Source organism: Paenibacillus sp. DP01, assembly GCF_044784315.1.
GTDB lineage: Bacteria > Bacillota > Bacilli > Paenibacillales > Paenibacillaceae > Paenibacillus > Paenibacillus polymyxa.
The window spans coordinates 5,316,498-5,330,215 of sequence record NZ_CP173059.1 but is presented as its reverse complement, the minus strand read 5'-3'; the positions used below and the strand labels follow the sequence as shown (position 1 = coordinate 5,330,215).

Sequence of the window (13,718 nt, the reverse complement as noted above, 5' to 3'; positions counted from 1 at the left end):
CATCCTGTACAGTCGCTATTTCCAGCCAAGATTGCACGTGCTGGTCTGGGAAACGGCCTGGATCAGTGCTTCTAGGCTGTCAAAAGTTTGTATACTCATGTTTGGTAATGCTCTCCCTTAGACGCTTGTTTATGCTGTAGCTTTTGTAATATTTTTAAAATGGCCTGGCGATTTTTAGCATCCTTAATGTATTTGGGAATGGAATGGGAAGCCGTACGCATCATACCGGATGAGGGTTTTTCTCGCAACTCGGCAGAGATATAGGAGAGCAGGTAATTCAGGTGTATCCGGTTAAGAGCCCAGACTGGTTTCCCCCGATAGTAATCAAGGAAGTACAGCTGGAGCTGGAAAATAGGATCTTTTCCATTTTGGATCACGTCCGTATGCCATTCACGTGACTGCATACGATGCACCGGAACCTGATTACGTGTCTCGCAATGCGGACAGTGTATATTTGTATTTTTGTGAGTAACCGTTCGGTCATCATGAATTTCGATATTAAAATACCGCTCACAGTGGCTGCATACGCCGCGTGCATAGAATTTATACGATTCTGGCTGCTGAAATGTGTAGTAACAATGAGAGCAGCGAACAACGTAATAACAGTCTTCCTTTGATTTGGAAATAGAAGCTTGACTCTGACAGCGAGGGCAGTGGACAGCTACCTGTTCTCCCCTCCTGATCACGGCGGCAAAGTCATATTTATATCCATATTCATCTTTGAAGCGTTTTTGCTCCATGTTCGTTCCTCCTTTTCGGAAAGAGCGTAAAAACGTACTTTTTATATATCATATGCTATAATATTCCTTAACAACAGAATGGCTTAGATGGGCGGTCGGCTAGTCTCCTGTGAAGGAGGTGAGGGTCCTGATTCTTTCCTTCCATAAAAAGAAATAGACCGCCCGTGGTAGGAACCGGTCTATTTCATGTACCGTAAACTTGCAGCCACCGCCCTTAAAAGCGGCTGTTGCCAAAGAGTGAGGATGTTGACGCATCTTCACTCTTTTTTAGAATATACATCTTATTCCCATTTTAACACTTGAAAAAGGCGTTTTCAATGTGCCGAAGCGTGGAAATAGGATTACGTAGTGCAAAGGAGAATGGGTATATGAGCATTTTTACAGGACTGCAGCGTCCGCAATTCCAGGCCTACTATGATGAGGAATTTCTTATAGAGCATCGTTTTGAAAACGGTCGAGGGTTTCCGCCTTCCTATATAAATTACGTCAAAACTCTCGGCTACGGGCGGTTATGCGGCCTATGGAACATCCATATTCCTCTCGGTGATCACCCGGATTCATGGCTTCGTCGTTACCATGACTGGCGAGCCTGGTTTGATGATGTACTGGAATCGGAAGAGGTTTTACAAGAAGCGGCGCTGGAGCCAGATGGTTTCCCGGAACTATTGGAGCATGCAGTTCCCTTCGCTTCCAGTGAAGGAAATGACCTGCTGGTCTGGGATGTTCAATCGCCTGATGAACGGGGGGAATTCCCGATTTATGCTTTGAATCTGCGCACATGGGGCAACTTTCGGTATGCAGCCCCTGATTTGTATAGCTTCGTCGAAGCGCTGCTGGATGGGGAGCGTGTAAAGTCGATTTTGGGAACACATCGTACACCATTCCCTTATACATTTGAACCCTTTTAGATCGTTAAAGAACCACCCTAGTTTTCGAAGTCTAAGGTGGCTCTTTGCGTTGCTATTCTTCTAGCTTTTATGTTTGGGCTAAATATTGCTGTACTAGCTCATATCCAGCCACGCCCATTACAGTATATTGATTATATTCTTCCAGTTCCAGATTGCGTATATATTCATCCCCGCAATACAGATGGCCCGCACAATTAAAATACTTTAGCTGCTGTTGCTCCTCGGATAGAGGGCGATGATCGATAATGGGCCATACTCCCTTCGTCAGATTTTGGGTAGCGGTGAATATAACCTCAAATCGACCCCGGTAATGTGTGAAGGAGAGATAGGTGGTTTCATCCTCGTACGTTTGATTCTGACCTATGGATAGCACCCCAAAGGAGAATGCCTTTTTGAATCGACCATACAGCGCGCAGATCACCTGACATACCGCAAAGCGGCCGTCATGCATGGGGATAACAAAAATATCGCCTTCCTGATGTTTGATTCTTTTGAATATCATCGTCAGGCCAGCTCTTCCTGAATGATCTCTGTTTTTAAGCCTTTAGCGCTGATAATCGTAATACTGATCGCATCAAAGCCATTTCGCTTTACCTCTTCAAAATCACATCGTTCGCCGCTGATCAACTCCAGCTGCCCGTTCTCATCCACATCATCCGCAAACTCGTCATCCCAATCAACATTATAAAAAGCAGTCACGGTCACCTCAAAGGTATCTTCACCATCATCGTCCAGATAAGGTAGCAGGGGAGTGCGATTGTTCTGCTGTTCTTCCGTATATACTTCACACAGCAGTGCATCGTAACCATGGCGGGTTCCATCAAAAATCACGATCTGCTCACCTGTGACTGCATCTTCTGCAATAATGAGCTGGGGTGCAAACTCCGTTACAGCGATCAGCTCGTCCATGAACTCTCCATAATAAAAAATGTGGAATTTCGTATTTCCGGCCTGTGAACGGAGCTTACCTGTCCATTCCTGCTCGACCCATGCCTCCGGGTTTTCGGGCACAACCCAACCATCCAAATAAGCGGGTCCTAATTTAACATGATGTGTTTCTGTCATCCGTAGCGCCTTCCTTTCTTTTCGTTCATTATGACATGGACAGGGTCACGATTTTGTTGTCCTCGTCAACATCTACCTTCACATTCACTCCCAGCTTGTCCTTAAACAGCTTACTGATATTGATATAGTTATCCTTTACCGCACGGCTTGAATTACCAGTGGTGCGAGTCATCCCAGCGGTGATGATGGAGCGAACATAGGTTTTGTCGAGCTTGGCTTCAGGATTGTAAGTATAAATAACCTGCTCTTGTTGATTGTAGTAATGGGTTAACTCCGTATAGTCGTTGGCGTTCTCATACTGTTTTTCCTCACGCACATAATCGGGATGGTCCATGGTGTAGTGGATTCCCCCGTCCAGAAAAGGATTATCCTTGGAGGGTCTGAGTTCATATTGTCCATATGCGAGTTGAAACAGGTATTCTATGCCTGAGCCCTCTGCTTGATAGTAGAGCTGACGATGATCCCCTTTTTTATCGATCGCGGTATAGCTGCTGATTAAAGGCCAGGTATCATACTTTTTACCCTTTACCTCAACGGCAACCTTATAATGTACGAGCACCTTTTCATTTTGGAATAACCCAAAGCTGCTCATAATGAAATACGCAGGCACACATATAATTCCGATAATCAATATGAATATAAATATTCTTACACGCATGAGTAGAGTAATTCTCCTTTAGTTGTCGATTATGTGGACAGCTCACGCTTCGCAGATGCGCCGAATTCCTCATGTTGCAATAATTGCTTCAGCGCATGTAGTGCAAAAGGGTTGGCTTTATGTGCGCGGAGCAGTGCAAAAGCGGCCCCCTTGACTAAGATATATGTATCACTGCAGATTATGTCCAAAGCTAAACGTAGCTCTGCTTCTGAACAAGGCATCCATGCCAAAGTTTGTAAAGCTGCGTTTTGCACATCATCATCTTCATCAGGCTTGGACAGCAGCTCGCGAATTCCTCGCATGATCATCGGCTGCTGGCTCTGAGCTGCATATAGTCCGATGACCTTCAGCGCTTCTATACGAAGCAGATCCTCCTCGGATGATTGCTGCGCAAGCTGCAAAAGTAATGCGATGGTGTCCTCCACAGGCTGGGGGATCGCTGTTAATTCGCGTAGTGATACCAACCGATCTTCATACGATAGTGTAGGGAAAATAGATAAAAATGTCTTTCCCTCATCATCGGTTTGTATGGACATATACCCTCCTTATTTCTTAGCCAGATTACTTTTGGCATTGTGTATTACCTACTCTTATGTCTATAGTTCGATAAAGCCTCTTCCGTTCCGCCCCCCTCCAGCAGCACCATAATCGCATAGGAGATTGTATCAATCCAATCGTCAAGGGTACTAATCTGCTCTGCGGTCAGCAGGTGATTCCGTTGCAGCATACTATCAGGATACAACGCCCATGCCCGTGTATATTGGCAAATTCCCCACAGAGCGGATATAAGCTCCCGTTCTACGGACGGTTTCTCCAGCTCATCTGCCAGAACTTCAATGATAGTCATGAGCTCATGGAAGTTGTCCTCGATCAGTTCGCCTTGAAAGGGACGAAGCATCCCTAGAAATCCGCTTTGCATTTTGGGATGCTCCAAATCATCATGAATAAAAGAATGACAGCGCAACAGCTCGCGAGCCTCTTGTTTATTCATGAAGTTCCGTAATCTCTGCTCGGATGCCTCTGCATAGAAAGCTACCTGACAGTCCCGACAAGGCATCGATGTCAACGACCATGTCTGCTTCTTCATAGCGGAAATCAAGCTGCAAGATGATATTTTCTGTTTCTACAGGGGTTAATACATGCTCTTTGGTTTCCAGAAATGTAAAAGTCACTGCATAGCGTGGAATGTCTTTCGCTGAAGCTTCAAGGATCACAGGTGCCTCAGCCGAAGGTTCCAGATCCGGTGATTTAGGAACCAGCACACTAGTGGGGGATAGCTCAATCGTCAGTGTAATCTGGTCTTTCGTCATATTGGCAGCTGTGACTCGGTCATAGTGGAAAGGTGGGAAATAGCCGAGCTTTTCGACAATGCTGTCTGCACCTTGAATAGAAACGGTTGGAGAGAAAGCCAGTTCCAGTCCGATAGACCCTGTCAGTTGGTCTTCATATTCTGGATTGATACGGATAAGGGCCTGTTCCGGCTCTACCTTCAAAATCGTACCTATAAAATACTGTTTGCCATGGATCAGGACAACATCATGCGGAACGAACGGCAGTGCTCCTCCGGCTTGATAATGAATGAGATATTCGTTTCCTTTTTTTTCAATGTTGTGAACTTGAATTTGCATAAATTGCAGCCTCCTAGGGTTAATGAGATGACGGATAGTTTAAGTGTGACGTAAAGGGTACGGAGTCCACGATTGAAAAACATACTTCATATCCGGGGTATTCTTTTCGAGCATAAATGGGAGAATATCCATAATAGCCCTTGCTTTACTGCCAGCATAAAAGTTGCGCGAGCTGTGTAACAACTTGTCTGCCTTCAACCACTGGCTCAGCTTCATCATAACGTCTTCCATGCTTGTTTGGTCGATATGTTCATAAACGTCCTGACGGATCGAAACGAGTATGCCGCAATTATTGGAGGATCGGGACATGGTGTCATTGGACAAAAGAATGTACACTTCCGGCGTGGTACCTTTGTTATAGGACGATTTGATACTAGGAGCCTCTATAACCAGCATCAAAGGAGTCATTTCATCATCGGTTACAATGCGGAGCAGCTCCTGCTTGTCCCAGCGGATCTTGCCGTGTTTGGCTTTCTTGGATTGATAGATAGACACACGGGTGTTACGGATTCCTGATATGTTCAGGAGCGTTTCAAAACAATCGAACAGGTTAGTAAAGCAGTCTTCGGCAAACAAAGTGTGTTTCTCCGATAAGGAGCCTGTCATTATGAAATTATAATGCAGGTTGTTAACCACAAGCATCCACCCTTTATTCATGAATTACCAATTATCCTACCATAATATATGACATGGTGATTGAATTCACCTTTTGCGGGATTCGTTAAAATCGTTTGGAAACCAGTTCAACTTCGCGTATACTAGGAAAGTCATATATGGAACGGCCTGAGCCGCCTTGCGGCCGTATGTTGAGTTACATGAACAGATTCAACGATAACGGATATGCTCCCTTCCTGAAAAGGGGAGAATGAGAACCGATACAAAAATGGGAATTCTGAACTATGGAACGATAGATGTCATATGGCACATGAACCTATTTTACGTGACACATATTGAATACAGATAAGGGAAGTGAATACAACTTGAAGAATTTTACAGCATTAGGCGTGGAGCAACATTGGGTAGAAGCCTTGAAAGAGCAAGGCATCTCAGCGCCAACACCTGTACAACAGGAGTCCATTCCACTGTTGATGGAAGGTCAGGATGTGATTGCCGAGGCACATACGGGCACGGGGAAGACGCTTGCGTTTTTACTGCCGATTCTACAAAAGCTGAATTTGGACAAGCGGCATCCGCAGGCGCTCGTGATTGCACCTACGCGTGAATTGGCGCTCCAGATTACAGAGGAAGCAAAATGCTTGGCTGCTGCGGAACCGAGTTTATCTCTGCTAGCTGTTTACGGAGGACAGGACGTGGAGCGTCAGCTTCGTAAACTAAAAGGTGGCGCACAACTGATTATTGGTACACCTGGGCGACTGTTGGATCACCTGAGACGTGGCACGCTTGATTTAGGCGGCATTAAAATGCTGGTCCTGGATGAGGCTGACCAAATGTTACACATGGGCTTCTTGAACGATGTGGAAACGATTCTTCAGGAGGTTCCTTACCGGAGACAAACCATGCTGTTTTCCGCTACGATGCCAGCTGGTATTCGCAAGCTGGCTCGTGTCTATATGAACGAACCCGTTGATGTCAAAGTGAAATCGGCTTCTTCCGTTCCCGTGAGCCAAATCCGTCAGGTCGTTGTGCAAACAACAGACCGTGGTAAGCAACAGGCATTGGTAGATATGCTGAATACGGATCGTCCGTATCTGGCTGTTATTTTCTGCCGTACCAAGCGCCGGGCTTCCAAACTGAATGAAGAACTCCAGGAGATGGGGTTCGAGAGCGGTGAGCTGCATGGGGACTTGTCCCAGAACAAGCGGGAGCAAGTGATGAAGGCGTTCCGTGAAGCGAAACTTCAATTGCTCGTAGCGACAGATGTAGCCGCACGCGGCCTCGATGTAGAAGGCGTCACGCATGTCTTCAACTATGACATGCCGCAGGATGCCGAAAGCTACATCCACCGCATCGGACGTACCGGTCGTGCCGGAGGCAAAGGCGTTGCGGTGACGCTCGCCACGCCAAGGGATGTTCCTGAGCTTCGGAACATCCAAAGAGTTGCTGGTGTCACATTCACCAGCAGTGAGGGCGGCGGGCAGCGTAGACCTGCTCCCGATACGCCTGAGCGGCAGGGTAGAAATGACCGCTCAGGCAGAAACGACCGCCGTTCCTTTGGCGGCAACGATGCTGGCGGCGGACGCCGCAGCGGCCGCGAACAGGCGGGTCGTCGTGACGGTGCAAGCGGCGAGCGTCGCTCCAACCGCAGTAGCAGTGAACGTGGCGGATATGACCGCAGTAGCGGCCGTTCTGTACGCGAAGGTCAAGGCCGCTCGGCAGGCCAAAGCAGCGGACGTGGCGGATATGACCGCAGCAGCGGCGGATCTGCACGCGGAGGTCAAGGCCGCTCCGCAGAGCAAAGCAGCGGACGTGGCGGATATGACCGCAGCAGCGGCGGATCTGCACGCGGAGGTCAAGGTCGTTCGGCAGGCCAAAGCAGCGGACGTAGCGGATATGACCGTAGCAGCGGCGGTTCCGCACGCGGAGGCCAAGGTGGACGCGGTGGACAAGGTCAAGGAGGCCGACGCGGTCGGTCCAGGTAGATAAAATGGGGGTATTCTCATAGAATGCTCCACTATGGTTATCATAATAGCCCCGGGGAGGCTCATCTTCCGGGGCTATTGTAATCTTCATATATGCCGCTGTAAGAACAGCATCATAAGATAAAGTGCAACCAAAGATGCCCTGAGATAACCGAATAGCGGTCAGGACATTTTTTAAAAGATAATTTGGAGGGGTTATACATCATGCAGGAACAGGATATGGGCAAGCGTGCCATGGTCTCAGCATGGATCAGCCTGATCAGCAACATCCTCTTAACCGGCATCAAAATAATCGCAGGACTCATGTTCAACAGTAAGGTGCTGGTGGCCGATGGTGTGCATAACGCCGGGGACGTCATTGCTTCTGCAACGGCACTGGGAGCGATGAGAATATCCAGCCAGCCGCCGGATGAGGATCATCCTTATGGTCATGGCAAGGCAGAAGTAATTGGTGCTAGTGTAGTGGCGGTCATACTGTTCGGGGCAGGCATATTTATCGGCTATCATTCCATTGCCGCACTGTTCGAACCGATGCCACAGGAGCATATACTGGCATTGGTGGCCGCCATTATTTCCTTGCTCTGGAAACAGTGGCTGTATATCTACACGATTCGTATTGGCAGAGCGGCCAATAGTCAGGGTCTCATTGCGACGGCAAAAGATCACCTCGCTGATGTGTATGCCTCGGGAGCGGCTGTCTTGGGGATCGGATTAGGACTGATTGGGGAACATTGGAATATTCCGATTTTATCTTACGGCGACCCCATTGCGGGGTTCGTAGTGGCGTTGCTGGTTCTGAAATTGGCGTGGGAAATGGGTCGCGAATCCATAGATGTGCTCATGGAGAAGGCCATTGCAACCGAGGAAATCGAAAGCTACGCAGCAGCGGCACTGAGTGTAGTCGAGGTTCAGCGTATTGATCGTATCCGTGCCCGTGAGCATGGTCATTATATTATCGTTGATATCCGAGCTTCAGTGGATGCCTCTTTGACGATTCAGCAGGGACACGATATTATCCGGCTGATCAAGAGGGCCGTCATGAAGCAGGAGCCGCGGGTTTATGAGGTGCTTGTCCATTTGAATCCGTGGTATGCAGACGACCTCCATGCTGTAAAATCAACACAAAAAGACCCTGAAGAAAAGGTATAACCGATACGAATAACGCCCCTAGAACATACGACGCGAATTGACAGATAACTTGCCGGAAGGGTATGCTTTTAAAAGCCGAACGATGATGAATAAAAGCGAGGTTACCCGAAAATATGCGAAAATTTTTAAAATGGCTAGGTATTTCTGTGACTGCTGCAGTCCTTTTAGTGGGCGGATATTATGCTTATTCTATATATCATTTTACGAACCAAATTTCGGTTGCTTCCGGACAGGATTCGAAATTTAAACCGCAAACCCAAACTTCAACCAATGTACAACCTGTAGAGGTATCACTCCCACCGGAATGGGATGGAACAGAAAGAGTAAATATACTGCTGCTTGGCGGAGATTCCCGTGGAGAAGATTCAGGGCGTTCTGACTCGGTTATGGTTGCTTCTGTTGATCCGGTTACGAAAAAGGCCACACTTATGTCGATTCTTCGTGATACGTATGTCAAGATCCCGGGTCATGGGCAAAGTCGATTGAATGCTGCCTTTTCCTACGGTGGGCCGGATTTGACTAGACAGACTGTGAGCGACCTTCTGGGCATACCGATTCAATATTATGTATATACTGATTTTAATGGTTTCATTGCACTGGTTGACTCTGTAGGTGGTATTGACCTGGATGTCGAAAAAGATATGCATTACACGTCCAAGGCAGACAAACACCAGTTTGATATTGACTTGAAAAAGGGAATGCAGCACATGGACGGTAAAACAGCCTTGCAATATGTACGTTTCCGTCATGATGCGACTTCGGATTTTACACGTACGGAGCGACAGCGCAAATTCATTACCGAACTGGGCAGTAAAATACAATCGACCTCGTCGCTCATTAAACTGCCAAGTATTTTAAATAGCATTTCTCCTTATATTGAAACGAATCTGAGTACAACGGAAATGCTGCAGTTGGCTTCATTGGGTTTTAATATCGATGCTAAAACAGTAGCGAAGCAGCAAATCCCGCCAAATGAACTGGTGCGTGGGGAAACCATCAAGGGTGCACAGGTGTTGGGTGTGGATGAGCGAAAGCTCAAGCGGTTCATACAGAATCTTTTTGATCAAGAAAACAAACCTGTGACTACGACGGTGGAGGCTGCCACCACGACAAATGATACTCCATAACCATTCAAAGCAAGCGAAGTTCGTACAATAACGTACAACTTTGTTTGCTTTTGTGTTTATTTGGGTATAACCTTGTATATTTTGTTCCAAAAATATATCGTAATTATGAAGAACGTATACTCATCTGTCTAAAGAGAAGGGGAATGTCATGTGGAAATAACTCCGGCATGGAAAGACCGGTTTAAGAAGTTTTTTCTGAACAACAAGTTTGTGTTATTCCTGTTGGTACTGCTGCTGATCGGCTTGAATATCTTAGTGCTTACCAAAATTTCATACATATTTACCCCTGTCATCGTGCTGCTGAAAACGATTATTCTCCCTGTCATTTTGTCCGGTGTATTGTACTATCTGCTCAATCCGTTGGTAGATGTACTGGAGCGGAATAAGGTAAAGCGAGTATACTCCATTGTTGTTCTGTTTTTGCTCATTATAGGCATTATCGCTATTGTGGTTACGTCGGTGGTACCTGTGATCCGTGATCAGATACAGGGCCTTATCCAAAATGTCCCTGCCTATACCGAGCAAGTCAAACAACAGTTTGAGCGACTGATTGGCAGTAACTTTGTGAACCAGTTCCAGAACACCATTCAAATAGATCCATCTGAACTGGCCTCCAAAGCTTCTGAAAAGTTATCTGGCTTTATCAATAATGCATGGACGGGTGTGGGAAGCTTTTTGGGTGTGATTACGGAAACTGTGCTTGCGATCGCTACGGTTCCGTTCATTCTGTTCTATTTGCTGAAAGATGGACACAAGCTGCCGCAGTGGATTCTAAAAATGCTTCCACCTATGTTTCGTAAAGAGACAGATCGTATCATGACCGAAATGAATCATCAGGTCAGCTCGTACATTCGTGGACAAATTATTGTTAGCTTCTGTATTGGAGTGCTGCTATATATAGGTTATCTGATTATTGGATTGGACTACTCTTTGACGCTTGCGGTCATTGCGTCTTTTACGAGCGTGGTTCCCTACTTAGGTCCTGTAATTGCCATTACACCCGCGTTAATCGTAGCTATAGTTACCTCACCGATCATGCTGCTCAAAATGGTTATCGTATGGACAGTTGTCCAGCTTATTGAGGGTAAATTTATTTCACCACAAATTATGGGCAAATCGCTTCGAGTACATCCGATTACGATTATCTTTGTTATTTTGACAGCAGGCAATTTGTTTGGTGTGGTAGGGATTGTACTGGCTGTTCCAGGTTATGCCGTCTTGAAAGTCATCGTGACCCATCTGTTTAGTTTCTTTCAAAAGCGTTCACATCTTTATGAAGCAGATAAAGTAAAGTAAAAAGCAGTCTCTATGAAAAGTAAACATGACTAATGGGCGCGTTAAATCTACTATTTTGCTCCTCTTGGTTAACTGTGGCTTTGCGTGCTATACTTAATGCCTATTCTTATTCCAAAATAGAAAGGTCAGACTTTTTATGATAAAACTCAGCATTCTTGACCAATCTCCGGTATCGGAAGGCATGACGCATGCACAAGCATTACAAAAGACTGCTGAGCTTGCTATAGAGGCGGAACGCTTGGGTTATCATCGCTTTTGGGTATCCGAGCATCATGCTGCCTCTAATCTTGCAGGGTCCAGCCCCGAGGTATTGATTTCACACCTGGCTGCTCGTACCCAGACGATTCGGGTAGGGTCGGGCGGTGTGATGCTGCCCCATTACAGCGCTTATAAAGTAGCGGAAAACTTCCGGGTACTGGAGGGATTGTATCCGGGGCGCATTGATCTGGGTCTGGGGCGAGCGCCCGGAGGAATGCCGATTGCTACCAGAGCTTTGCAGGAGGGGAAAATGCGGGGCGGCATTGATCTGTACCCCGAGCAGCTGGATGATCTGCTAGCCTACTTGCACGATAGCACAGGCAGCCAGCATCGCTTCGGTTCGCTACAGGCGATGCCGCTCGTAGAGACTGTGCCGGAAATGTGGCTGCTTGGCTCCAGCGGTGATAGCGCGGGTCTGGCCGCCGAGCGTGGCGTAGGCTTTGCGTTCGCGCAGTTTATTAATGGTGAAGGCGGCACAGGTGCTATGAAGGGATATCAGGAAAACTTCCAGCCTTCCCAGCATAGTGACCAACCACGTTCGCTTGTCTCCGTATTTGCGATCTGTGCGGATACTGAAGAGGAGGCCAATCGTTTGGCATCCAGCATGGACTTGTCCCTGGTGCTTTTGGAACAGGGAACGCGTTCCGCAGGAACACCTTCCGTCGAAAAGGCGCTTGCGTATCCGTATACGCCATATGACCGGATGCGCATTCGTGAGAATCGCAAGCGTATGGTGGTTGGTTCACCCGCACAGGTCAAGCGTCAGCTTGAGCAATTATCCAAGGACTATAATGCGCAGGAGATCATGGTTGCGAGCATTATTCACGACTTCGATGCCAAAATGAAATCTATACGTCTCATGGCTGAAGCATTTGGACTGTCCTCTGTACAGGCTTAATGCGAATGGCCAGAATTTTGTTGATGCTATACAGAATATTAGAAGTTTGGAGCACAAAGAGGAGCCGATGCGATCAGCACGGCTCCTCTTTTATTCCGAAATATGCTTATTATAAAAATGATAAAGATTATCAACTTACAAGTTTGGAATATAGAGGTAAAACCTATTTATTCCTTCTCTTGACCAAAAACACCAAAAAATATAAAAACCCAAAAATAATACTTATTAGAAATGAGGTTGATAATGTACTAAAAATAAAATCAGACGCAGGTAAAGTGAAGAACTTAGTCGCTCCATTAACTGTAGATGAATGTGTTGGGCCTTTGATGAAGGAATAATATATACCTACCATAAATCCGTAAGACAAATACTTAATTAGTTTTTTTTCAAATTTACTCATAACGATAACCACCCTAAAATTATTTTTTTGGAAAAGGAGAATTTCAAAAAATGAAACCAATTAAGGTAATAACGAAAACCGCAATTTTGGCAGCAATGACGGCACTATTACTCCCATACGTCCCCCTTGCTTCTGCAAGTGAATCACCAAATCCGTTATCTTCCAGCATACAAGCAGAGGCAGGTAATTGGGAAAAAACCGATGAAATAACATCCGCACATGGACAAGTATACAAATATATAGATCCGACTAGCAGTGTTGGAGAGGATGTTTATTACTATTATGTCAATTATAATGACTTGACGCAAGAAAAAGGCAATAAAGGTGTTGTTAGTCCACAGTCTTGGGGAATTGGCCCAATTGTTAAAACTAATGAAAATAAAGGATATTGGGTTGATACTAACAATGCACTTCGTGTAAGTACCTATTATGGACCTGGCAGTGCAAAACTTACAGTATCATCTTCAATTACAGCCCAAGTAGAAGGATCGATTTCGGGTTCTGCGGAAGCTATTGAAGCGAGCATGGGATTTAGTTTAAGCCAGGGTTTTTCTCTATCTGATGAATACTCTGTGAATGTTCCTAAGGGAGAAAGATGGGTTGTTAGTGCTTTCCCACGATATGAAAAACATAGATTAGGAGTTTATGATCCATACCCATGGGGAGATTCCTTCTTAGGTTATGTTATGGTGTCTAAGCCTGTGGGGGTTGCCTTCAGAGTCGATAAGCATTAAACAGGTAAAATAAATATATCTAAAATTAAAACAGGAGCCCTGCGATCAGCACTGCTCCTATTTTGTTGCAGAATTTCTCAAAATAACAATATAGGGGTAGGAGAGCGCTGCTGAGAGCCATCAGACCGCATAAGTAAACTCATCATAGGTGAATCGTTATAGCATCCGATGCGGTCCAAGATTTAAAGGAATATGTGAGTTAACACTTGATAATGATTATCAATATCTTTATTATATAAAGATAGAATGAAGTTTTG

Annotated in this window: 16 protein-coding genes; 8 read left to right on the top strand and 8 right to left on the bottom strand. The window is 46.0% G+C overall.

Annotated features, from left to right (window positions below):
* Nucleotides 1-95 precede the first annotated feature (95 nt).
* On the bottom strand, nucleotides 96-740 hold the full coding sequence (locus ACH59B_RS23485; protein ID WP_025366046.1) for a hypothetical protein: 645 nt from the start codon (nucleotides 738-740) through the stop codon (nucleotides 96-98).
* A 368-nt stretch (nucleotides 741-1,108) separates the two neighbouring features.
* Between ACH59B_RS23485 and ACH59B_RS23480 the strand changes: the two genes are divergently transcribed.
* Nucleotides 1,109-1,648, top strand: a complete 540-nt coding sequence (locus ACH59B_RS23480; RefSeq protein ID WP_404302806.1) for a hypothetical protein — start codon at nucleotides 1,109-1,111, stop codon at nucleotides 1,646-1,648.
* A 67-nt stretch (nucleotides 1,649-1,715) separates the two neighbouring features.
* Here the strand turns inward: ACH59B_RS23480 and ACH59B_RS23475 are convergent, their stop codons facing one another.
* Genes ACH59B_RS23475 through ACH59B_RS23445 form a run of 7 tightly spaced genes read right to left on the bottom strand, consistent with a single transcriptional unit; the run spans nucleotide 1,716 to nucleotide 5,656 of the window.
* A complete protein-coding gene (locus tag ACH59B_RS23475; RefSeq protein WP_016822829.1) occupies nucleotides 1,716-2,150 on the bottom strand; it encodes an immunity 26/phosphotriesterase HocA family protein in 435 nt (144 codons plus the stop codon).
* Between the two features lie 2 nt (nucleotides 2,151-2,152).
* On the bottom strand, nucleotides 2,153-2,713 hold the full coding sequence (locus ACH59B_RS23470; protein WP_016822830.1) for a hypothetical protein: 561 nt from the start codon (nucleotides 2,711-2,713) through the stop codon (nucleotides 2,153-2,155).
* A gap of 28 nt (nucleotides 2,714-2,741) precedes the next feature.
* Nucleotides 2,742-3,371 (bottom strand): hypothetical protein, encoded by a 630-nt coding sequence (locus ACH59B_RS23465; protein ID WP_016822831.1) that lies wholly within the window; start codon nucleotides 3,369-3,371, stop codon nucleotides 2,742-2,744.
* Between the two features lie 29 nt (nucleotides 3,372-3,400).
* Nucleotides 3,401-3,907 carry a HEAT repeat domain-containing protein gene (locus tag ACH59B_RS23460; protein WP_404302803.1) on the bottom strand — a complete coding sequence of 169 codons (507 nt, stop codon included), beginning with the start codon at nucleotides 3,905-3,907 and terminating at the stop codon, nucleotides 3,401-3,403.
* 44 nt (nucleotides 3,908-3,951) lie between these two features.
* Complete coding sequence (locus ACH59B_RS23455; RefSeq protein WP_016822833.1) at nucleotides 3,952-4,362, bottom strand: hypothetical protein; 411 nt, start codon at nucleotides 4,360-4,362, stop codon at nucleotides 3,952-3,954.
* Nucleotides 4,355-4,999, bottom strand: coding sequence for an immunity 50 family protein (locus tag ACH59B_RS23450; RefSeq protein WP_016822834.1), 645 nt, complete (start codon nucleotides 4,997-4,999; stop codon nucleotides 4,355-4,357). The genes ACH59B_RS23455 and ACH59B_RS23450 overlap by 8 nt, the downstream gene beginning before the upstream one ends.
* A 39-nt stretch (nucleotides 5,000-5,038) precedes the next feature.
* Nucleotides 5,039-5,656 carry a hypothetical protein gene (locus ACH59B_RS23445; protein WP_016822835.1) on the bottom strand — a complete coding sequence of 206 codons (618 nt, stop codon included), beginning with the start codon at nucleotides 5,654-5,656 and terminating at the stop codon, nucleotides 5,039-5,041.
* A 323-nt stretch (nucleotides 5,657-5,979) separates the two neighbouring features.
* Here ACH59B_RS23445 and ACH59B_RS23440 point away from each other — a divergent pair, with 323 nt between their 5' ends.
* The 7 genes from ACH59B_RS23440 (at nucleotide 5,980) to ACH59B_RS23410 (ending at nucleotide 13,461) form a co-directional block, all read left to right on the top strand.
* Nucleotides 5,980-7,599, top strand: coding sequence for a DEAD/DEAH box helicase (locus ACH59B_RS23440; protein ID WP_016822836.1), 1,620 nt, complete (start codon nucleotides 5,980-5,982; stop codon nucleotides 7,597-7,599).
* Between the two features lie 204 nt (nucleotides 7,600-7,803).
* Complete coding sequence (locus ACH59B_RS23435; RefSeq protein WP_016822837.1) at nucleotides 7,804-8,748, top strand: cation diffusion facilitator family transporter; 945 nt, start codon at nucleotides 7,804-7,806, stop codon at nucleotides 8,746-8,748.
* A 113-nt stretch (nucleotides 8,749-8,861) separates the two neighbouring features.
* Nucleotides 8,862-9,875 (top strand): LCP family protein, encoded by a 1,014-nt coding sequence (locus ACH59B_RS23430; protein WP_016822838.1) that lies wholly within the window; start codon nucleotides 8,862-8,864, stop codon nucleotides 9,873-9,875.
* Nucleotides 9,876-10,025: 150 nt separating this feature from the next.
* Nucleotides 10,026-11,171 carry an AI-2E family transporter gene (locus ACH59B_RS23425; protein ID WP_016822839.1) on the top strand — a complete coding sequence of 382 codons (1,146 nt, stop codon included), beginning with the start codon at nucleotides 10,026-10,028 and terminating at the stop codon, nucleotides 11,169-11,171.
* 136 nt (nucleotides 11,172-11,307) lie between these two features.
* On the top strand, nucleotides 11,308-12,327 hold the full coding sequence (locus ACH59B_RS23420) for an LLM class flavin-dependent oxidoreductase (protein WP_016822840.1): 1,020 nt from the start codon (nucleotides 11,308-11,310) through the stop codon (nucleotides 12,325-12,327).
* Nucleotides 12,328-12,332: 5 nt separating this feature from the next.
* Nucleotides 12,333-12,665: a hypothetical protein gene (locus ACH59B_RS23415; protein WP_049800039.1), complete on the top strand. Its 333-nt coding sequence runs from the start codon at nucleotides 12,333-12,335 to the stop codon at nucleotides 12,663-12,665.
* Between the two features lie 112 nt (nucleotides 12,666-12,777).
* On the top strand, nucleotides 12,778-13,461 hold the full coding sequence (locus tag ACH59B_RS23410) for a hypothetical protein (RefSeq protein ID WP_016822842.1): 684 nt from the start codon (nucleotides 12,778-12,780) through the stop codon (nucleotides 13,459-13,461).
* Nucleotides 13,462-13,718 lie beyond the last annotated feature (257 nt).

Excerpts from the sequence above, each read along its gene's own strand:
- ACH59B_RS23460 (WP_404302803.1), bottom strand. The coding sequence starts at position 3,907 with ATGTCCATACAAACCGATGATGAGGGAAAGACATTTTTATCTATTTTC.
- ACH59B_RS23415 (WP_049800039.1), top strand. The coding sequence starts at position 12,333 with ATGGCCAGAATTTTGTTGATGCTATACAGAATATTAGAAGTTTGGAGC.
- ACH59B_RS23455 (WP_016822833.1), bottom strand. The coding sequence starts at position 4,362 with ATGAATAAACAAGAGGCTCGCGAGCTGTTGCGCTGTCATTCTTTTATT.
- ACH59B_RS23445 (WP_016822835.1), bottom strand. The coding sequence starts at position 5,656 with ATGAATAAAGGGTGGATGCTTGTGGTTAACAACCTGCATTATAATTTC.
- ACH59B_RS23480 (WP_404302806.1), top strand. The coding sequence starts at position 1,109 with ATGAGCATTTTTACAGGACTGCAGCGTCCGCAATTCCAGGCCTACTAT.
- ACH59B_RS23485 (WP_025366046.1), bottom strand. The coding sequence starts at position 740 with ATGGAGCAAAAACGCTTCAAAGATGAATATGGATATAAATATGACTTT.
- ACH59B_RS23420 (WP_016822840.1), top strand. The coding sequence starts at position 11,308 with ATGATAAAACTCAGCATTCTTGACCAATCTCCGGTATCGGAAGGCATG.
- ACH59B_RS23410 (WP_016822842.1), top strand. The coding sequence starts at position 12,778 with ATGAAACCAATTAAGGTAATAACGAAAACCGCAATTTTGGCAGCAATG.
- ACH59B_RS23470 (WP_016822830.1), bottom strand. The coding sequence starts at position 2,713 with ATGACAGAAACACATCATGTTAAATTAGGACCCGCTTATTTGGATGGT.
- ACH59B_RS23430 (WP_016822838.1), top strand. The coding sequence starts at position 8,862 with ATGCGAAAATTTTTAAAATGGCTAGGTATTTCTGTGACTGCTGCAGTC.
- ACH59B_RS23465 (WP_016822831.1), bottom strand. The coding sequence starts at position 3,371 with ATGCGTGTAAGAATATTTATATTCATATTGATTATCGGAATTATATGT.
- ACH59B_RS23475 (WP_016822829.1), bottom strand. The coding sequence starts at position 2,150 with ATGATATTCAAAAGAATCAAACATCAGGAAGGCGATATTTTTGTTATC.
- ACH59B_RS23450 (WP_016822834.1), bottom strand. The coding sequence starts at position 4,999 with ATGCAAATTCAAGTTCACAACATTGAAAAAAAAGGAAACGAATATCTC.
- ACH59B_RS23435 (WP_016822837.1), top strand. The coding sequence starts at position 7,804 with ATGCAGGAACAGGATATGGGCAAGCGTGCCATGGTCTCAGCATGGATC.